Origin of the sequence: Limnohabitans sp. 103DPR2, assembly GCF_001412575.1 — a bacterium.
In the GTDB taxonomy this organism is placed as follows: Bacteria; Pseudomonadota; Gammaproteobacteria; order Burkholderiales; family Burkholderiaceae_C; genus Limnohabitans_A.
Genome location: NZ_CP011834.1, coordinates 2,423,759 through 2,442,915 on the forward strand (window position 1 = coordinate 2,423,759; position 19,157 = coordinate 2,442,915).

The window sequence follows — 19,157 nt, forward strand, 5'->3', positions numbered from 1 at the left end:
GGCAGTCATCTGCCTTCAGAGCGGCAACTTTACGCAGGCTTCACGGTACAGCTTTAGCGCCGCTCTAAAATTGAACTTGGCTTTTAACCCTAGAAATGCAATCCATGACAGTTCGCTCTCTTTCAGTTACCCGTTGGACCCCCTGTTTGGCTGGCAGCCTGCTCGCCTTTTTGGCCATCAGCCCTGCGCAAGCCCAAGAAGTGGGCCAGGTCATCAGCCGCACGCCGGTTTATCAGCAAGTCACGGTCCCGCGTCAGGTTTGCACCCAAACGCAAGTGACTTCTCCCGCCCAAACGTCGGGCGCAGGCGCCGCCATGGGCGCCATTGCGGGCGGGGCCATTGGCAACGCCATGGGCAAAGGTGAAGGCCGAGCCATCGCCACCATGATTGGAGTCATCGGCGGCGCCATTGCCGGCGACAAAGTGGAAGGGCCCCAAAGTCAGACCCAAACTCAGCAAACTTGCACCACACAGCAGGTTTACGAAAATCGCTTGATGGGCTACAACGTGGTCTACGAATTTGCAGGCAAGCAATACACCGTTCAATGGCCCAAAGACCCTGGCCCCACAATCAAATTGCAAATCACACCAGTCAATTAAGTGCGAGCGATGGGCTCATGGGGTTCATGAGGCCCCTGATCGCCCCGCAATCGCCTAAAATCTAGGGTTTTGTTTCGTCCTACATGGCTGCCCGGATGGGTTGGTCAGGACAACCCACTCTAGATTTCACCATGACCACCCAGAAAATCGACCACGTCTCCGTGACCACCCAAGCCAACGTTTACTTTGATGGCAAATGCGTCAGCCACAACATCACGCTGGCAGACGGCACCAAAAAATCTGTGGGCGTGGTCCTGCCCTCCACTTTGACATTCAACACTGGCGCGCCCGAAATCATGGAGTGCGTGGGGGGTTCTTGCGAATACAAATTGGCAGGCAGCCAAGACTGGGTCAGCTCCAAAGCTGGCGAAAAATTCAGTGTGCCAGGCCAATCCAGCTTTGAGATTCGCGTCACTGAGGCTTATCACTACATCTGCCACTTTGGTTGATTCGTAACGCATTTGAAAGTACTTCTATGGCCACCATTCTTCAACACATTCCCGCTGGTCAAAAAGTAGGCATTGCCTTTTCTGGCGGCTTGGACACCAGTGCAGCCTTGCTGTGGATGCGCCAAAAAGGCGCTGTGCCTTACGCCTACACAGCCAACTTGGGTCAGCCAGACGAACCCGACTACGAAGAGATTCCTCGCAAGGCCAAAGAATACGGCGCAGAGCAAGCGCGCCTGATCGACTGCCGCAAGCAATTGGCGCACGAGGGCATTGCCGCTTTGCAATGTGGCGCCTTCCACATCTCAACAGCGGGCGTCACCTATTTCAACACCACCCCCATTGGCCGCGCCGTCACAGGCACCATGTTGGTGGCCGCCATGAAGGAAGACGACGTCAACATCTGGGGCGACGGCAGCACCTTCAAGGGCAATGACATCGAGCGCTTCTACCGCTACGGTTTGCTCACCAACCCCTCACTCAAAATTTACAAGCCATGGTTAGACCAGCTGTTCATTGACGAGCTGGGTGGCCGCGCCGAAATGTCTGCGTTCATGACGCAACACGGCTTTGGCTACAAGATGTCGGCTGAAAAGGCCTACTCCACCGACTCCAACATGTTGGGCGCCACACACGAAGCCAAAGACCTGGAGCACTTGAACAGCGGTATGAAAATTGTGCAGCCCATCATGGGTGTGCCTTTCTGGCGCGAAGACTGCGTGGTCAAACACGAAGAAGTGACTGTGCGCTTTGAAGAAGGCCAGCCCGTGGCTTTGAATGGCGTGAGTTACTCAGATCCTGTTGAACTCATTTTGGAAGCCAATCGCATTGGTGGCCGACATGGTTTGGGCATGAGCGATCAAATTGAAAACCGCATCATTGAAGCCAAGAGCCGTGGCATTTACGAAGCCCCTGGCTTGGCTTTGTTGTTCATCGCTTACGAGCGCTTGGTCACAGGCATTCACAACGAAGACACGATCGAACAATACCGCGACAACGGCCGCAAGCTGGGCCGCCTGTTGTACCAAGGTCGTTGGTTTGATTCACAAGCTTTGATGTTGCGCGAAACAGCGCAGCGTTGGGTGGCGCGTGCCGTTACAGGCGAGGTCACCATTGAACTGCGCCGTGGCAACGACTACTCCATTTTGAACACCACATCGCCTAACCTCACCTACCACCCAGAGCGTTTGACGATGGAAAAAGGCGAATCCACCTTCACACCTTTGGACCGCATTGGTCAACTCACCATGCGCAATTTGGACATTGTCGACACACGCGCCAAGTTGGGCATCTATGCACAAACAGGTTTGTTGTCTTTGGGCGAAGGCGCCGAGATGCTCAAACTTGAAGGCGGCAAATAAACGCCACATGAAGCAATTTGCTTCAATGCAAAAGAGCCACTTCGCGTGGCTCTTTTTTCGTCTGTACTTTGGTTTAAATCACAACGGGCTCAGGCTCTAAACGAATGCCGAACCGCTCGTAGACACTGGTTTGAATGGCCTTGGCCAAGGTGACCACTTCGCCGCCTGTCGCGCCACCGCGGTTGACCAACACCAAGGCTTGCTTTTCGTACACAGCCGCATTGCCCACGCTCTTCCCTTTCCAACCGCAAGCATCGATCAGCCAGCCGGCTGCCAATTTGATGGTGCCATCAGGCATGGGGTAATGAACCACTTTGGGATCACGCGCAATGATGTCGGCACATTGCTCAGGCGTGACGGTTGGGTTCTTGAAAAAGCTGCCAGCATTGCCCAAGACCTTGGGGTCGGGCAACTTGTGGCGACGAATGTCACACACCCATTGGTAAATTTGCTGGGCTGATGGATTTGCAATGCCGGTCTCGGCCATTTTTCTTTCCAAGTCCAAGTAGCCCAGGACAGGTTTCCAGAGTTTGGGCAAATTAAAACGAACACGCAGAATCAAGGCGCGGCCGCCCAAGCCCATGCCATTGGGCCCGCTGCTGGTGTGTTTGAAAACGGAGTCACGATAGCCAAAGGCGCACTGTGCCGCATTGAGGCTAAAGACTTGGCCCGTCAACAAGTCGAGGGCATCCAGAGATTCAAAGCGGTCTTGGAGTTCGACACCATAAGCACCAATGTTTTGAACGGGAGAGGCACCCACCGAACCTGGGATCAAAGCCATGTTCTCCAACCCGGGCCAGCCTTGTTCCAGCGTCCAAGTGACCAGCTCATGCCAGTTCTCTCCAGCACCCGCCTCCACAATCCATGCTTTTTCTGTTTCACCGACCAAGCGCTTGCCCATGATTTCCATTTTGAGGACCAGCGGCTTGACATCACCCGTCAAGACGATGTTGCTCCCCCCGCCCAACACGCAGTGGCCCTCAGGGTGATTTTTCAGGTCCTGCTGAACCGCAACGGCCTCCTCCACAGAGCGAATTCGCACCAAGGAATAGGCCTTGGCCACAATGCCAAAGCTGTTGTAAGTCTGAAGGGCTACGTTTTGGGTCACGTTCATGGGAGAATTGTCGCATTCTCTTACTTGATTATTGAATCCCATGCCATCTTTTGACACCGTTTGCGAACCTAACTTGGTTGAAGTGAAAAATGCAGTCGACACCACCGCCAAAGAAATTGCCACCCGCTTTGACTTCAAAGGCACCTCGGCCGCCATCGAACTGAAAGATAAAGAAATTACTTTGTATGGCGATGCCGACTTTCAGCTCACTCAAATTGACGAAGTACTTTTGAACAAAATGGCCAAGCGAGGCGTCGATGTGCGTTTCCTAGACAAAGGCGACGTGCAAAAAATGGGCGGCGACAAAGTCAAGCAAGTCTTGAAGGTCCGCAATGGCATTGCCACCGAAGATGGCAAAAAAATCCAAAAAGTACTGAAAGAAAGCAAACTCAAAGTACAAGCTTCCATTCAAGGTGATGCGGTTCGCGTCACCGGCGCCAAACGCGATGATTTGCAAGCGGCCATGGCCCTGCTGAAGAAGGACATCACCGAAGTCCCGATCAGCTTCAACAACTTCCGCGACTGAAACAAAAAAGCGCCTGGGTTCACATCCAGGCGCTTTTTTCATGGCGCATCTGCGCCCATTTCACAAGCTTAGGTGGCTTCTTTTTTGGCACCCAATTTGGATTCAGTGCCCGCCAACAAGCGATTCACATTGTCTCGGTGTCGCCACACCAAGAAGATCCCCATGAGGCACAACAAGCCCAACATGGGCCCTTGCAAGGGCCACAAGACGTCACCAGCCAAAGTGTAATAAACAGGCGCAAGTATGGCGGCCATCAAAGCAGCCAAGGACGAATACCTGAAGAACCAAGCCACAGCCATCCAGGTCAAGGCAATGGCCAAACCCAGCAATGGATTGACACCCATCAACACGCCCAGCGCTGTGGCCACACCTTTACCGCCTTGGAATCTGAAAAACACAGGGTACAAGTGCCCCAAGAAAGCCGCAACACCTGCTGCCGCAGCCGTGCCCTCACCCAAGCCCAAAGCAGCACCGTACTGCACCACCCCAAACACAGGCAACCAGCCTTTGAGGGCATCAAACAAGAGCGTCAAAACGGCCGCCTTTTTATTGCCCGAGCGGAGCACATTGGTGGCGCCTGGATTTTTGCTGCCATAAGAGCGTGGGTCAGACAGCCCCATGAAACGGCTGACGATGACAGCAAAACTCAAAGAGCCCAAGAGGTAGGCCAAGATCACCACACTGAGAGGGCTCAGCAGAACGTTCAACAAATTTTCAGACATGCGTCGATCTTAAACTTGATTGGACTTGAAATGGCGCATCAGGTTGCAGGGTCACGGTGCACCAAGCGAATCGCATCAATCTCGGCCAATACTTCTGTAGACAATTGCGTACCCCAAACCTTCACGTCTTCTTCCAATTGCGCCACCGAAGTCACGCCAATGATGGTGCTGGCCACCGACCAACGTGTGTAACAAAAAGCCAAGGCCATTTGTGTCGGCGTCATGCCATGGTCACGCGCCAATTGGTTGTACAAGCGGGCTGCATCCAAGGTTGTTTGACGTGCCCAGCGTTGCTTGCGCATCGACTCGTATTTGGCCAAGCGTCCCATGGGAGCGCCTTCACCGTCCAGTCCTGTCTGATCGTATTTGCCTGTCAATGAGCCAAAGCCCAAAGGCGAGTAGGCCAACAAGGACACATTCAATTGGTGGCACGTTTCGTCCATCGCATTGTCAAAGGTTCGATTGACCAAGCAATAAGGGTTTTGAACGGTTTGCACCCGTGGCAAACCATGTTGCTCAGCCAAGCGGATGAACTCGTGGGTGCCGTAAGGCGTTTCGTTAGAGAGACCCACATGGCGCACTTTGCCTGCTTTGACCAACTTGGCCATGGCTTCCAATTGCGCATGCAATGAGGTTTCAATTTTGGCTTTGGTCTGATCAAAATACATCATGCCAAAAGCGGGCACATGGCGCTCAGGCCAATGAATTTGATAGAGATCGATCACGTCGGTTTTCAAACGTTTCAAACTGGCATCGCACGAATTCAAAATATCCTGTGGCGTCATGCCAGCGCCTTCACGAATCCAAGGCATGCCGCGTGAGGGGCCTGCCACTTTGGTGGCCAACACCACTTTTTGACGCACGCCTGGGTTGTTCGCAAACCAATTGCCCAAAATGCGCTCTGTTGAACCGCAGGTTTCTGCTTTTGCAGGCACCGAGTACATTTCGGCCGTGTCCAGGAAGTTGACGCCTAACGCCAAAGAGCGATCCAAGATTTGATGCGCTTCCTTTTCTGCAACTTGTTCTCCAAACGTCATGGTGCCCAAACAAATGGGTGTGACTTGCAGGTCGGATGTACCTAGCGTGATTTTGTTCATCTTGTTTCAAAACTTTTAAAAAATGGATGGCACTGAGTGTAAAACTTATTTAACACTGACGCGCCCGCTCCTCCTCTTGTAAACGCAAGAAGCGTCGCTGCACCTTGCCAGTGGTTGTCATGGGCAATTGGTCAATGAACTCTATTTCCTTGGGATATTCGTAAGGCGCCAACAATCCGCGAACGTGACGTTGCAAATCTTCAATGAGCGTCTTTTCAAATTTCTGAACGTTGGGCGCTGAAGCCCTTTGGGCCACATAGTCTGGTGACAACACCACATAGGCCTTGACCAATGCACCGCGATCCGCATCGGGTTTCGGCACCACAGCCGCATTCACCACGGCGGGATGCTTCACCAAACAGTTTTCAATTTCACCAGGACCAATGCGATAACCCGCTGCTTTGAACATGTCATCTGTGCGGCCTTGGTACCACAGGTACCCCTCTTCATCTTGGATGGCCACATCGCCTGTTCGACACCAGTTGCCTGTGTATTTGGCCTGTGTTGCCATAGGATTTTTCCAATACCCCAAAAAGAAAACAGGGTCGAGATGACCATGGCGATCAAATCGGTTAACAGCAACTTCACCGGCTTCGCCTGGTTTACAAATCTGTCCCTGATCGTCAATCACCGCCACTTGATGACCAGGATAGCCTCGTCCCATGCTGCCAGGCTTTGAGGGCCAAAATACTTGGCAATTGCCCACCACGTAGTTGATTTCGGTTTGACCAAACATCTCATTGACGACCACACCCAATTCGTCTCGGCAATAAGCGAATACCGCATCACCCACGGCCTCCCCTGCACTCATCAAGCCCTTCAATTTCAACTTGAAATGTTTGCGCGGATGGGCCTGCGCTTTCATCATCGCCTTCAATGCCGTCGGAAATAAAAAGCTGTGGGTAATGCCATGTGCATGCAAAATTTCAAAAGCAATTTCTGGACTGAAGCGCCCCTGATAGGCCACGATCGGCCTTCCAAAATAAAGCGATGGCAGCAAGGCATCCATCAAGCCCCCCGTCCAAGCCCAATCGGCAGGTGACCAAAAAACAGCGTCAGAGCCCGTTGGCAGATCACCATGAAAGTCAGCCCTTGTAGGCTCAAAACCAAACCAATTTTGGCTGCACACAAATCCCGTCAAATTACCGACCAAGGCCCTGTGTGGAATCAGGGCGCCTTTGGGGTTGCCCGTCGTGCCACTGGTGTAAATCAAAATGGCGGGGTCATCAGCTCGCGTGCTAACCGATTTGTAGTCATGTTTAGCTGACGCATGGGACTGCGCCATACGCAAGGCGCTAGGTACTTCCAAAATGTTTGTCAGGGCTGGACATTCTTTTCTCAAAGCCTGCAAGACAGGTGCAGACACCTCATCACACAAGGCCACGGCGGCACCACTGTCCTCGACCCGAAAGGCCAAAGCATCAGGCCCAAACAACATCGACAAAGGCATGGCCACAGCCCCCATTTGCAACACGGCCATGTAAGAGACCGCTGTTTCAAATCGCTGCGGCATCACGATGGCCACACGGTCGCCTCGTTTGACACCCAAAGTTTTCAGTTGCTGGCTGAGCACATTTGCGGCAGCCTGCAATTGCGCAAAAGTCCAGGCCATGGGGGTCTTTCCATCTGGCTGATGCGCCAAAATAGCCGTTGCGTTTTGGTGCTGTGGTGACCGAGCCCATCGGCCACAGCACACCTCGGCCATGTTGAACTTGTCGGGCACTTGCCAAGCGAATTGGCGATGAACCGTCTCGTAAGCGTCGTTCCGGTGACTGACACTCATTCCCTGCCTCCTTATGATCTCGCAGTATGTACCAAGTTAAACGCCACTCTACTAGCCATTTCGTCCCATTGCGAGGGCACCACTACCATGTCCGCGAATGGGGCAATCCGCAGTCTTCATTGCCCCCCGTGGTCTTGGCCCACGGTTGGATGGATGTCGCTGCTTCCTGGCAATTCATGGTGGAGTCGTTGACAGAGACTTTTTTCAACAATCGGCGCATCTTGGCAGCCGATTGGCGTGGCTATGGCTTGACCACAGGCCCCGCCACCGACAGTTACTGGCTGCCTGACTACCTTGGCGACCTCGATGCCCTCCTTCGCCAGTTGTGTCCAGACCAGCCCATCGATTTGGTGGGTCACAGCATGGGCGGCAACGTGGTCATGATGTATGCCGGCGCGCGGCCAGATCGCATTCGCCGTCTGGTGAACTTAGAAGGCTTTGGCATGGCCGCCACCCGACCCTCCCAAGCACCAGGGCGATTGGGTCAATGGCTGGACGAGCTTCATGCCCTCGAAAAAGGTGATCTGGACCTCAAGCCCTACCCCGATGTGGCGGCCGTGGCGCAGCGACTCATGAAGACCAATCACCGATTGTCACAAGACAAAGCCGATTGGCTGGCCCAGCATTGGGCCAAAGCAGACGACCAAGGACAATGGCGAATTTTGGGCGATGCGGCCCACAAAGTGGTCAACCCGTACCTCTACAGGGTTGACGAGGTACTTGAAATCTACAAACGCATCAGCGCGCCAACGCTGGTGGTCGAGGCATCCGACGACTCCCTTTCACAATGGTGGAAAGGCAAATTCACGCTCGAAGAGTTCCACGAACGCCTGAAATCGGTGGCCAATTTGAAAATGGCCACCCTGCAAGATGCAGGTCACATGCTGCACCACGACCAAGCAGAGGCCCTGGCAAAGCTGCTTGAAGACTTTTTGGCTTGATTTGACTCGCAAGAGACCTCTAGGCATGAGAAAATCCCATCTTTCATAGATTCGGACACCCTTCCTCATGGACGCAGAACACATCAATCAAATTGGCGCGAAATTGGTCGACTTGGCCGCCCGCACCGAAGATTTACGGAGGTATCTTTGACTACGATGCCAAATCAGAACGCCTAAGAACCGTTAACGCATCGCTCGAAGATCCCACGGTCTGGAACGACCCCAAAAAAGCCCAAGAGCTCGGCAAAGAAAAAAAAGCCCTTGACGGTGTGGTGGTCACACTGAACACCCTCACCTTCGAGCTTTCAGACAACAACGAGTTGTTTGAGATGAGCAAAGAGGAAGGTGATGACGCTGGCTTGCTTACCATTGAAGTTGAGGCCAACAAGCTTTCCACCATTGTGGAAGAGCTTGAATTCCGTCGCATGTTCAACAATGAAGCAGATTCCTGCAACGCCTTCTTGGACATCCAAGCCGGTGCAGGCGGCACAGAAGCTTGCGACTGGGCCAGCATGCTAATGCGCCAATACTTGAAATACGCAGAACGCAAAGGTTTCAAAGTCACCGTTGAAGACGAGTCGCCTGGCGACGTAGCAGGCATCAAAGGCGCCACACTCAAGTTTGAAGGTGAATACGCCTTTGGATTGCTGCGCACAGAAACAGGCGTGCACCGTCTAGTGCGCAAGTCACCCTTTGACTCATCTGGCGGCCGTCACACCAGCTTTGCCAGTATTTTTGTGTACCCCGAAGTGGACGACTCCATCGAGATTGACATCAATCCGGCCGACGTTCGCACCGACACCTTCCGTGCCAGTGGCGCGGGGGGGCAGCACATCAACAAGACCGACTCTGCCGTTCGTTTGACGCACATTCCCACAGGCATTGTGGTGCAGTGTCAGGACGGCCGCAGCCAACACAGCAACCGTGATGTCGCCTGGAAACGCCTGCGCTCACGTTTGTACGACTTTGAGATGCGCAAGCGCATGGAAGCACAGCAAAAGTTGGAAGACACCAAGACCGATGTAGGTTGGGGTCACCAAATTCGCAGCTACGTGCTCGACCAAAGTCGCATCAAAGATTTACGCACCAACGTTGAAATGTCCAACACCCAAAAAGTGTTGGACGGTGACTTGGACGCGTTCATTGAAGCCTCGCTCAAACAAGGTGTCTGACACAGCTGGCCCTGCCAGCGTGTTGCACCGACCCATGGAGATTTTTTGTGATGCTTGAAGCCCCTGCAAAAGCCATCCGCCGTGTAGATTACACAGCGCCGGCGTTTTGGATCGACACCGTCGATTTGACATTTGATTTAGACCCCACCAAAACACGCGTGCTCAACAAAATGCGTGTACGCCGCAACCCTGATGTAGCACCCCAAGCCCTGCGCCTCGATGGCGAAGAGTTGAACTTGGCGCGCGTCATGGTCAATGGCGGAGGTACCTCCTTCAAAATGGACGGCAACCAGCTGGTCCTTGAAAATTTACCCGAAGGCCACGACGCTTTTGACTTGGAAATTTTCACCACTTGCAATCCGCTTAAAAACACACAACTGTCTGGCCTGTACGTCAGCCGTGATTCTTTCTTCACGCAATGTGAAGCCGAGGGCTTTCGCCGCATCACGTACTTTCTCGACAGACCTGATGTGATGGCCAGCTACACCGTCACCTTGCGTGCCGATGCACAGCAATACCCCGTCTTGTTGTCCAACGGCAACTTGGTGGAACAAGGCAGCCTGGACGACGGTCGTCACTTTGCCAGATGGGTTGACCCCCACAAGAAGCCTTGCTACTTGTTTGCATTGGTTGCAGGCAAATTGGTGGCGCGTGAACAGCGCATCGTGTCGCGCTCAGGCAAGGAGCACTTGCTGCAAGTGTTCGTGCGCCCTGGCGACTTGGACAAGACCGAACACGCCATGAACTCACTGATGGCCAGTGTGGCCTGGGACGAGGCGCGTTTTGGTTTGCCTCTCGATTTAGAGCGCTTCATGATTGTGGCCACCAGCGACTTCAACATGGGCGCGATGGAAAACAAAGGCCTGAACATTTTCAACACGAAATTTGTGCTAGCCAGTCCTGCCACGGCGACGGATGCCGACTTTGCAGGTATCGAGAGCGTTGTGGGTCATGAGTATTTTCACAACTGGACGGGCAATCGCATCACGTGCCAAGATTGGTTCCAACTCTCTCTCAAAGAAGGCTTAACTGTTTTCCGCGATCAAGAATTCAGCCAAGACATGGCTGGCGTTGCCAGTGCCCGCGCCGTCAAACGCATTGAAGATGTACGCGTTCTCCGTACGGTTCAATTTCCGGAAGATGCAGGTCCGATGGCGCACCCAGTCAGGCCAGATGCCTACGTAGAAATCAACAATTTCTACACCGTCACCATTTATGAAAAAGGCGCCGAGGTGGTTCGCATGATGCAAACCCTGCTCAGCGCACCGGGAGACGAAGATGGCAAGCAAGGTTTTGCCAAGGGCATGAAGCTGTATTTTGAGCGCCACGATGGTCAGGCAGTGACCTGCGATGACTTTGCACAAGCCATTGCAGATGCCAACCCCCACTCACACTTGGCGCAACAATTGACGCAGTTCAAACGCTGGTACAGCCAAGCTGGTACGCCGCGTGTTCACGCCAACAGTTCCTATGACAGTGAAGCGAAAACCTTCACCTTGACGCTTTCACAAAGCTGCGCGCCAACACCCGATCAAGCTGTGAAAGAACCCTTTGTCATCCCCGTCACTGTGGGTCTTTTGAGCGAAACCGGACAGTCCTTGAATGTTCAATTGCAAGGCGAATCCGGCACGGCGAACCAAAGCAAAACCTTGGTGCTTAACCAAGCGTCTCAAAGCTTTGTTTTTGAAAACATTGAAAGCGCGCCGACCCCCTCATTGCTTCGCAACTTCAGCGCACCCGTTAACTTAGACTGCGCATTGACAGACACGCAATGGCTCACTTTACTGGCACACGACCCTGATGCTTTCAATCGCTGGGAAGCGGGGCAACGCTTGGCTGTTCAAGCCGCGCTTCGATTCATTCGCAGCGGCGGCAACACGCAAACAGACAAGGTGTTGGGCGCTGACTTCATTGACGCCATGCGTGCTGTCCTTCAACATCCTGACTTGGACGCCGCCTTCAAAGAATTGGTACTCACACTGCCCTCAGAAACCTACATTTCTGAACAGTTGGAATCGGTTGATCCGCAACAAGTTCACTCCGTTCGTGAAGCCATGAAATTGCAATTGGCGACCAGTTTGTTTGCGCAATGGGAAACCTGCTACGAGCAAAACCGCGTCCTGGGTGCTTACTCCCCAGATGCCATTTCAAGTGGCAAACGCTCACTCGGCGGCATGGCCCTCCACATGTTGTGCTTGGTTGCACAGCACCAAGACACATCCGTTTGGCCAAGCAAAGCCCTCCAAGCGTTCAAAGATGCCCACAACATGACCGACCGCTTCAATGCTTTAGCTGCACTGGTGGGCAGCGGACATGAATTGGCATCAACGGCCTTGGCGCAATTCCATGCGCTGTTCAAGAACGAGGATTTGGTCATCGACAAATGGTTTGCATTGCAAGCCAGCACGCCCGACCGAGGCGGCAATATTTTGCCTATCGTTCGCCAACTCATGCAGCATCCAGACTTCAACTTGCGCAACCCCAACCGCGCACGCAGTTTGATTTTCAGCTATTGCAGCGCCAACCCTGGCGGCTTCCATCGCAGCGATGCAGCAGGCTATGTCTTCTGGAGCGAGCGTGTCATTGAATTGGATGCCATCAATCCACAAGTTGCAGCGCGCCTGGCTCGTGCCTTGGACCGCTGGAGAAAGCTGACGGAACCGTACCGCCAAGCAGCCAAAGCAGCCATTGAGCGCGTTGCCGCAAAATCTGACTTGAGCGACGATGTGCGCGAAGTTGTCACCCGCGCTTTGGCCGAATAACACCCTTCTACCGGAGTCATGTCCATGTCCCAAAAAATTTCATTGTCTCGTTATTTGGTGGAGCAACAACGAAGCAAGGGTCACATTCCTTCGCAGTTGCGTCTCTTGCTTGAAGTGGTTGCGCGGGCATGCAAAAGCATCAGCCACGCGGTCAACAAAGGCGCCTTGGGTGGCGTCTTAGGCAGTGCTGACATTGAAAACGTTCAAGGTGAAATTCAGAAAAAGCTGGACATCATTGCCAATGAAGTGTTGATCGAAGCCAATGAATGGGGTGGTCATTTGGCGGCCATGGCGTCCGAAGAAATGGAAACCATTCACTTGGTCCCTAACCGTTACCCCCAAGGTGAATACCTGTTGATGTTTGACCCTTTGGATGGGTCTAGCAACATTGATGTGAATGTGAGCATTGGCACTATTTTCAGTGTGCTTAAAAAAGCGGAAGGCCAACAGGCTCTTAGCGAAGAAGACTTCTTACAACCCGGCCACCAACAAGTCGCTGCTGGTTACTGCATCTACGGTCCACAAACGACGCTGGTTCTTACCGTGGGAGATGGCGTGGCCATGTTCACTTTAGACCGTGAGCAAGGCTCGTTTGTGCTCACCCAAGAAAACGTTCGAGTTCCCGAAGACACCAAAGAGTTCGCCATCAACATGAGCAACATGCGCCACTGGGATGCCCCAGTCAAGCGCTATGTGGACGAGTGTTTGCAAGGCAAAGAGGGTGTTCGCGGCAAAGACTTCAACATGCGCTGGATTGCCAGCATGGTGGCCGATGTTCACCGCATTCTCACGCGCGGCGGTATTTTCATGTACCCCTGGGACAAGCGTGAACCCCACAAAGCAGGCAAGTTGCGCTTGATGTACGAAGCCAATCCGATGAGTTGGCTCATCGAGCAAGCCGGTGGTGCCGCGACCAACGGCCGCGAAAGAATTTTGGACCTTCAACCTCAACAACTGCACGAACGTGTCAGCGTGATCCTGGGCTCCAAAAATGAGGTAGAGCGTGTCACACGCTACCACTTGGAAAAATAATCGACCATGGCTCAGCAAAAGGGACTCATTGAGTCCCTTTTTTCATTGAGGCAAGGATTTGATTTTGTCTTCCCAAAGTTGAATCAACCGTTTGCGTTCAGCCGCCTGCCCATATTTGTTGTAATCGTACTTAATGAGCCTGATTTTTTTAATGTCTGGCACGCGTGGATCGACAACGGTTGCCATGTTCGAAGGCACTTGGAAACCCCTGGCAGCAAATGCAAATTGTTGCGCCTGAGGTGTCAAAGCCCATTCATAAAAACGTTTTGCAGCCTCCAAATGAGGCGCACCTTTGATGATGGACATGCTGCCGATCTCTGCCCCAGTTCCTTCCGCAGGCGTGAAGGCTTCAATGGGAAAGCCTGCAGCCTTTTCTCCAGGCGCCAAAGCGATGAAGCCAATCGCAATGGCTGCTTCACCACGCGATACAGCCTTGATAGGGGCTTCACCTGAACGGGGGTACCCGCTCATGTTGCGGTGCAGTTTGGCCATGTAGTCCCAAGCTTGCGACTCACCCATCAATTGAACCAAAGTGGCCAAGGCCGTGTAGGCAGCGCCACTCGAACCTGGATTGGCCATTTGAATTTCACCCTTGTATTCTGGTTTGAGCAAATCAGCCCAAGAGGTGGGTGTTGGCAACTTGCGCTTGGCCAAAACTTCTTTGTTGTAAAAAATACCCAAAGGCCCCAAGTACAAACCGACAGACCTCCCCCCAGATTGCTCATATTGCGCCTTGGCCCAAGGGTGCAATTGGGCCAGCGCAGGCGACTGGTAGACCGCCGTTAAGTCCAACTGTGCAGCAGCCAAATGAGGATCGCCGGTGCCCCCAAACCAAATGTCAATTTTCGGGTTGGCTTTTTCTGCATTCACTTGGGCCAAGGCCTCCCCCGTACTGCGCTGCAAAATATTCACTTTGATGCCCGTCACCCGAGGAAAAGTCACTTGGATTAAATTACACCAATCAGATTGCACAGAACACAGAATGTTCAATTGTTGCTCTTGTGCATTTGCAACGGGGGAATAAGCGCTCAGCAAGCATGCGGCGGCTGCAAACAAACTGCGAACTGAAGTCATCAATGTCATATCGGCTCTCTCAGATAGGATACTTTTCATCATAATGGTACCCAGAAAATCGTCCAAACGAGTTTGTCTCGTAGATACAGTCATCCATTCTTTGTGAACTTGAATTACCATTCAGCATGAGCACACCCTTTGATGACATGGTCAATGCTTATCTGCAAGCTTTGAGCTCACCTGAGCCAAATCTTGCTATCGCGCCCATTTCATCTCAAGCACCTGCAGAAGACGCCCCTTGCTGTCTGATTTGCGCCCCTCACCCCGATGACGAATCGCTGGTGGGTGGCTTGGCGCTTCGAATGCGACACCAAGAAGCTTGGCGAGTGGTCAACTTGTCCATCACGCTAGGCAGTCAAACGGATCGCAGACAAGCGCGCTGGCATGAAGCCCAAGCCGCTTGCAACTATTTGGGGTTTGATTTGGCCAGCCCCTTGGGAATTCAGGCGCATGCTTTTGAGAACATCACACTCCAAGCATTTGAGGCACAAAGTCCGCATTGGCTCAACTGCGTTGCCAATCTGGCCATTCAACTCCAAGTCTTCAAGCCGCGCATGATCATTGTTCCACATGCCATGGACGGCCACACCACCCATTGCGCAACCTATCATTTGTTGATGCAGGCTTTGCCTTTGGCCAAACTCACAGAAAGCTGTCACTTGTTGCTTTCTGAATATTGGAATACGCAACTCTCGCCTCGACTGATGCTGGCCTTGAGTCCCACTGAAGTGGGACAAATGATGACGGCAACTGCGATGCACACCGGCGAAGTGATGCGCAACCCTTACCACCGAAGCCTTCCAGCTTGGCTCATCGACGGTGCTCGCAGAGGCGCAGAGCGTGTTGGCTTGCCTGGCCAAGCTGCAACAGGCATGACCATGGCTGCTTTGTATGGCTGGTTAATCTGGGATGGTTCGTTGCGAGAAGGGCCCAAGGCCTTGGTGAAGATTGGCGACACCATGCCAGATTTTTTATCGTCAACTTATCCTCCTAATTGACTTTGAGGCTTGATGTGACAAAACAAATTGGTGTACTTTTTTTCAAGCATTTCTGTTGTTGCTTGATGGGTTTGAGTCTAGCCATTCCCATTGCGACACAGGCGGCCCAAGTGAAATCAATTGACCAACTCGACATCAACCAATACATGGGGCCTTGGTATGAAATTGCCAAACTACCCAACTGGTTTCAACGCAATTGCGCTCAAAACACCAAAGCGACATACAAGCTGATCAACCCAGCAGAAATTCAAGTTCTCAATCAATGCCAAGCAGCCAATGGTGACATGATCCAAGCCTTGGGCATGGCCAGACCCCGCGCCAATGGCTTGCCAGCGCAGCTTGAAGTGCGCTTTGCGCCCAGTTGGCTGGGATGGATGCCCCTGGTCTGGGGAGATTACTGGGTGCTGGACTTAGACCCGCAGTACCAACTTGCCGCAGTGGGCGATCCCAGTAAAAAATACCTCTGGATTTTGTCGCGCACCCCTCAAATTTCAGACGCTTCCTACAAGGCTTTGACGCAACGGCTGTCTTTGATGGGTTTTGACGTCAGTCGACTCGAAAAAACAACGCAAAACTAAGCAAACTTTGCCAGATGCGATAGCATGCCAATCGTGAAAAGTGATTGCAATTGATTGCACGCTTGCAGCAACTTACGCCATCCAACTTAGGAGACCTCAATGAAAACTCGTTCAACCCTCACATTGATCGCCTCTTGCCTGACGCTGCTCAGTGCCAGTGCAGTATTTGCCCAAGCAGCAGATCCTGCCGTCAAAAAATCTGAGGCTGGCATTTGTCATGACAAATCTAGCACCAGTTATGGCACCACTAAGAAATTCGAAGCCTTTCCCAACATGGAAGCTTGCTTGAAAAGTGGTGGCCGTGCACCTGCCAATGCCGCAGTAGCCGAAGTTGTTGTCAAAAAGTCGGACAGCGGCATCTGCCACGACAAAAGCAGCGCCAGCTACGAAAAAACTCAGAAATTCACGCCCTTCAAATCACTTGACGAGTGCGTGAAGAGCGGCGGGACCTTGCCCAAGAAATAAAGCGGGGCAATTGAAAATCTAGTGCGCATGCATGGCAGCATTTTGGGTCTGATGCCTTAGTTGCCAATCAATTGGCACGGTGCCTTGATGTGACGGGCTTCACGCTGCTCGTCACAATGTTGGATGGCTTTGCGCTGCGCTACCGCAGATAATTTGACATAAATAGAGCACGCAAAGGCCATTTTGCTGTCGTCCGTTCGGCTATCAAAAGCAGCCGCACAATGTCCAAACTTTCCTAGATGCGGCTTGTTGGCGTTCCAACTCGTTTGCAAGGACATGGGCAACAATTCAGCTGCGATGCGTTGATGCTCTTCTGTAGCATTTACAACAGCAGGAATCCCTCCACCGATCAGTAGCGCAATACCAAAGACCTTTTGCCACATGGTGTACTCCTTTTCGGGCCTTCGTTAAATAGGCTCTTCAATCGATGGAACAACCGGTTGCGTGCTTGGCGTTTGAACTGAATCTGCAGAGAGAGTGTCAAATGCAACGGCTCTGAAAATTTCACGGAGCATTTTTTTCTCGGGCAAGGAAAGCGCTCGCGTTAATCGATGGCGCATGCGGAGCAGCAACTGGCGATCAACCTCTTGCGGAATTCCGCGATTGATGTGAAGCTCGTCGCGCAACTCTTCACGCTTATCTTCTGGCTCTTCTGCCCACCATGACTGAATCACCTCGGTCATGGTCTGGCGAATCACTTCTGGGGCCTCAGGCACTGCATTGCCCTCCTTGGACACCACACCCTGGAGAATTTCGGCCAGTGCTTTGGGTTGAACCACAATACGCCGGTCGGCCTGCGACAACAAGCGACCCCATCCAGGATCAGTTTGGTGCAATTTAGGCATGTTGCGAGCGGCATCATCCGCCAGAATGTGGACAAACATCCCCGTCAGCTGTGCGTTGTCAATCGCAGTCAACAAGCGTTCGTCGTCTGACGCCAACAGCACATGATCACAAGCACCGTGCTGGGCCAAACGGCTCAAATCTTGGCCCATGCTTTGGAGCAGTGACACGCCGCCATCGGCATCGTGCGACAGAACTCTGCGAACAATTTGACCGTCCACATCCAATGTCTCTTGATCTTCAGAGTACCAATAAATTCTTTGGACATCGAGGTCCAAACCTGCTTGTGACAACGCATCGCCCAAAAATTGGGACAAGCCCTGCCTGTTCACACTTTCCTGCTTGGATTTTGTTTGGGCATGCTGCGCTAGCCATGACAAATAGCGTGCATCAACGAGTGCAATACATCGTTGCGCAGGGTTATCTTGATGTCTTCGATGGGCTTCTTTGGAAGCATGAGAAAAATAATCGCGTTTCATCGCAGGCTTGATCCCTAAAATAAGTCATAAAAGGACAAGCGCATCAGCTTGTCCACACGTAGCGGGTCTGCGAACCCATGAGTCTATTTTAACGATGCGAGCGCAGACAAAGGCATTAAACTTGGCTATTCTTTGATTTAGATCTACGCCCTTCCATGTCCCACTACGATCTCTACGCCATTGGCAACGCCTTGGTCGACTCCGAATACGAAGTTTCTGACGCGCTGCTTCAAAAGATGGGCATCAGCAAGCGCCACATGACACTGATCGACACCCCCCGTCGCGCAGAGTTGTTGGCCCATGTCACCCACCTCCAACCCAGGCAAACTGGCGGCGGCTCTGCCGGCAACACGGTGGTGGCTTTGGCGCAATTGGGTGGCAAAGCTTTCTATTCCTGCAAAGTAGCGCACGACAATTTGGGCGATTTTTACGTCAAAGACCTTCAAGCCCAAGGCGTTGATACCAACCTCACGCACACACGCGCTTCGGAGGGACAAACCGGCAGCTGCATGGTCTTGGTCACCCCCGACGCTGAAAGAAGCATGTGCACATTTCTGGGGGTTTCAGCAGAACTGGACGACGCTGCCCTGCACGCCCAAGACATTGTCAAATCCAAGATTTATTACATGGAAGGCTACTTAGCTGCATCACCTACAGGTTTGAGTGCAGCACTCAAAGGGCGACAGATTGCACGCGAAGCAGGCGTGGCCTTGGCGCTCACCCTCAGTGATGTCAGCATGATTCAATTTTGCAAAGCTGGCTTAGATGCCATGCTAGGTGATGGTGTTGATTATTTGTTCTGCAACCAAGAAGAAGCCCAGGTGTGGTGCGGCACCGAAGATCTGGAAACTATTCGCAGCACTTTGAAGAAATTGGCCAAAATAATTTGCCTCACACGCGGTCCCGAAGGTTCCGAAGTATTGACGGCCGATCAGTCGTGGCATGTGCCAGCTGAAAAAGTCAAAGCCATTGACACCAACGGCGCTGGCGACATGTTTGCCGGTGCATTCTTGTATGCCGTCACGAGGGGCTACGCCCCCAATCAAGCTGCCACGCTGGGCAATCACGCTGCAGCCGCTGTGGCCAGCCAACATGGCAACCGTTTAACACTGGGACAACTCAGTGCCATCAAAGCTTACGCGCTTCCGCCTCTCAAATAAAGAGA

General features: G+C 52.7%; 19 protein-coding genes. 12 read left to right on the plus strand and 7 right to left on the minus strand.

What is annotated here, in order from left to right; all coding sequences use genetic code 11:
• Nucleotides 1-104: 104 nt before the first annotated feature.
• The 3 genes from L103DPR2_RS11650 (at nucleotide 105) to argG (ending at nucleotide 2,406) form a co-directional block, all read left to right on the plus strand.
• On the plus strand, nucleotides 105-599 hold the full coding sequence (locus L103DPR2_RS11650) for a glycine zipper 2TM domain-containing protein (RefSeq protein WP_082466901.1): 495 nt from the start codon (nucleotides 105-107) through the stop codon (nucleotides 597-599).
• Nucleotides 600-730: 131 nt separating this feature from the next.
• Entirely contained in the window at nucleotides 731-1,048 is a 318-nt protein-coding gene (gene ppnP, locus L103DPR2_RS11655) for a pyrimidine/purine nucleoside phosphorylase (RefSeq protein WP_055361238.1), read from the plus strand.
• Nucleotides 1,049-1,074: 26 nt separating this feature from the next.
• Nucleotides 1,075-2,406 (plus strand): argininosuccinate synthase, encoded by a 1,332-nt coding sequence (gene argG / locus L103DPR2_RS11660; RefSeq protein WP_055361239.1) that lies wholly within the window; start codon nucleotides 1,075-1,077, stop codon nucleotides 2,404-2,406.
• A gap of 73 nt (nucleotides 2,407-2,479) precedes the next feature.
• Here argG and murB read toward each other — a convergent pair whose 3' ends face one another.
• Nucleotides 2,480-3,520 carry a UDP-N-acetylmuramate dehydrogenase gene (gene murB, locus L103DPR2_RS11665; RefSeq protein ID WP_055361240.1) on the minus strand — a complete coding sequence of 347 codons (1,041 nt, stop codon included), beginning with the start codon at nucleotides 3,518-3,520 and terminating at the stop codon, nucleotides 2,480-2,482.
• A 40-nt stretch (nucleotides 3,521-3,560) separates the two neighbouring features.
• Between murB and L103DPR2_RS11670 the strand changes: the two genes are divergently transcribed.
• Complete coding sequence (locus L103DPR2_RS11670; RefSeq protein ID WP_055361241.1) at nucleotides 3,561-4,046, plus strand: YajQ family cyclic di-GMP-binding protein; 486 nt, start codon at nucleotides 3,561-3,563, stop codon at nucleotides 4,044-4,046.
• Nucleotides 4,047-4,114: 68 nt separating this feature from the next.
• Here the strand turns inward: L103DPR2_RS11670 and plsY are convergent, their stop codons facing one another.
• Genes plsY through L103DPR2_RS11685 form a run of 3 tightly spaced genes read right to left on the minus strand, consistent with a single transcriptional unit; the run spans nucleotide 4,115 to nucleotide 7,648 of the window.
• Nucleotides 4,115-4,768, minus strand: coding sequence for a glycerol-3-phosphate 1-O-acyltransferase PlsY (gene plsY, locus L103DPR2_RS11675; protein WP_156339902.1), 654 nt, complete (start codon nucleotides 4,766-4,768; stop codon nucleotides 4,115-4,117).
• 38 nt (nucleotides 4,769-4,806) lie between these two features.
• Nucleotides 4,807-5,865 (minus strand): aldo/keto reductase, encoded by a 1,059-nt coding sequence (locus tag L103DPR2_RS11680; RefSeq protein ID WP_055361242.1) that lies wholly within the window; start codon nucleotides 5,863-5,865, stop codon nucleotides 4,807-4,809.
• Between the two features lie 49 nt (nucleotides 5,866-5,914).
• Nucleotides 5,915-7,648 carry an acyl-CoA synthetase gene (locus L103DPR2_RS11685; RefSeq protein WP_055361243.1) on the minus strand — a complete coding sequence of 578 codons (1,734 nt, stop codon included), beginning with the start codon at nucleotides 7,646-7,648 and terminating at the stop codon, nucleotides 5,915-5,917.
• Nucleotides 7,649-7,674: 26 nt separating this feature from the next.
• Between L103DPR2_RS11685 and L103DPR2_RS11690 the strand changes: the two genes are divergently transcribed.
• The 4 genes from L103DPR2_RS11690 to L103DPR2_RS11705 all read left to right on the plus strand — a co-directional run bounded on the left by L103DPR2_RS11690 (nucleotide 7,675) and on the right by L103DPR2_RS11705 (nucleotide 13,555).
• Nucleotides 7,675-8,589 (plus strand): alpha/beta fold hydrolase, encoded by a 915-nt coding sequence (locus tag L103DPR2_RS11690; protein WP_055361244.1) that lies wholly within the window; start codon nucleotides 7,675-7,677, stop codon nucleotides 8,587-8,589.
• 67 nt (nucleotides 8,590-8,656) lie between these two features.
• A protein-coding gene (gene prfB / locus L103DPR2_RS14335; protein WP_156339903.1) for a peptide chain release factor 2 occupies nucleotides 8,657-9,761 on the plus strand; the annotation gives its coding sequence in 2 pieces (ribosomal slippage) (nucleotides 8,657-8,737 and nucleotides 8,739-9,761; 1,104 coding nt in all).
• A 50-nt stretch (nucleotides 9,762-9,811) separates the two neighbouring features.
• Nucleotides 9,812-12,523, plus strand: coding sequence for an aminopeptidase N (gene pepN, locus L103DPR2_RS11700; RefSeq protein WP_055361245.1), 2,712 nt, complete (start codon nucleotides 9,812-9,814; stop codon nucleotides 12,521-12,523).
• Between the two features lie 24 nt (nucleotides 12,524-12,547).
• Nucleotides 12,548-13,555 carry a class 1 fructose-bisphosphatase gene (locus tag L103DPR2_RS11705; protein WP_055362013.1) on the plus strand — a complete coding sequence of 336 codons (1,008 nt, stop codon included), beginning with the start codon at nucleotides 12,548-12,550 and terminating at the stop codon, nucleotides 13,553-13,555.
• Nucleotides 13,556-13,597: 42 nt separating this feature from the next.
• On the opposite strand, the gene L103DPR2_RS11710 is transcribed toward L103DPR2_RS11705, so the two are convergent.
• Entirely contained in the window at nucleotides 13,598-14,629 is a 1,032-nt protein-coding gene (locus L103DPR2_RS11710; RefSeq protein WP_055362014.1) for an ABC transporter substrate-binding protein, read from the minus strand.
• 125 nt (nucleotides 14,630-14,754) lie between these two features.
• Here L103DPR2_RS11710 and L103DPR2_RS11715 point away from each other — a divergent pair, with 125 nt between their 5' ends.
• The 3 genes from L103DPR2_RS11715 (at nucleotide 14,755) to L103DPR2_RS14420 (ending at nucleotide 16,670) form a co-directional block, all read left to right on the plus strand.
• The gene (locus L103DPR2_RS11715) at nucleotides 14,755-15,627 is read left to right on the plus strand and encodes a PIG-L deacetylase family protein (protein WP_055361246.1); all 873 of its coding nucleotides are present in this window, start codon (nucleotides 14,755-14,757) and stop codon (nucleotides 15,625-15,627) included.
• 65 nt (nucleotides 15,628-15,692) lie between these two features.
• Nucleotides 15,693-16,205: a lipocalin family protein gene (locus L103DPR2_RS11720; protein WP_082466810.1), complete on the plus strand. Its 513-nt coding sequence runs from the start codon at nucleotides 15,693-15,695 to the stop codon at nucleotides 16,203-16,205.
• Between the two features lie 99 nt (nucleotides 16,206-16,304).
• Nucleotides 16,305-16,670 (plus strand): hypothetical protein, encoded by a 366-nt coding sequence (locus tag L103DPR2_RS14420; protein WP_197274874.1) that lies wholly within the window; start codon nucleotides 16,305-16,307, stop codon nucleotides 16,668-16,670.
• A gap of 56 nt (nucleotides 16,671-16,726) precedes the next feature.
• On the opposite strand, the gene L103DPR2_RS11735 is transcribed toward L103DPR2_RS14420, so the two are convergent.
• Nucleotides 16,727-17,053 (minus strand): hypothetical protein, encoded by a 327-nt coding sequence (locus tag L103DPR2_RS11735; RefSeq protein WP_055361247.1) that lies wholly within the window; start codon nucleotides 17,051-17,053, stop codon nucleotides 16,727-16,729.
• Nucleotides 17,054-17,077: 24 nt separating this feature from the next.
• Nucleotides 17,078-17,830, minus strand: a complete 753-nt coding sequence (locus L103DPR2_RS11740; protein WP_156339904.1) for a hypothetical protein — start codon at nucleotides 17,828-17,830, stop codon at nucleotides 17,078-17,080.
• A 317-nt stretch (nucleotides 17,831-18,147) separates the two neighbouring features.
• Between L103DPR2_RS11740 and L103DPR2_RS11745 the strand changes: the two genes are divergently transcribed.
• Nucleotides 18,148-19,152 carry an adenosine kinase gene (locus L103DPR2_RS11745; RefSeq protein WP_055361249.1) on the plus strand — a complete coding sequence of 335 codons (1,005 nt, stop codon included), beginning with the start codon at nucleotides 18,148-18,150 and terminating at the stop codon, nucleotides 19,150-19,152.
• The last annotated feature ends 5 nt before the right edge of the window (nucleotides 19,153-19,157 follow it).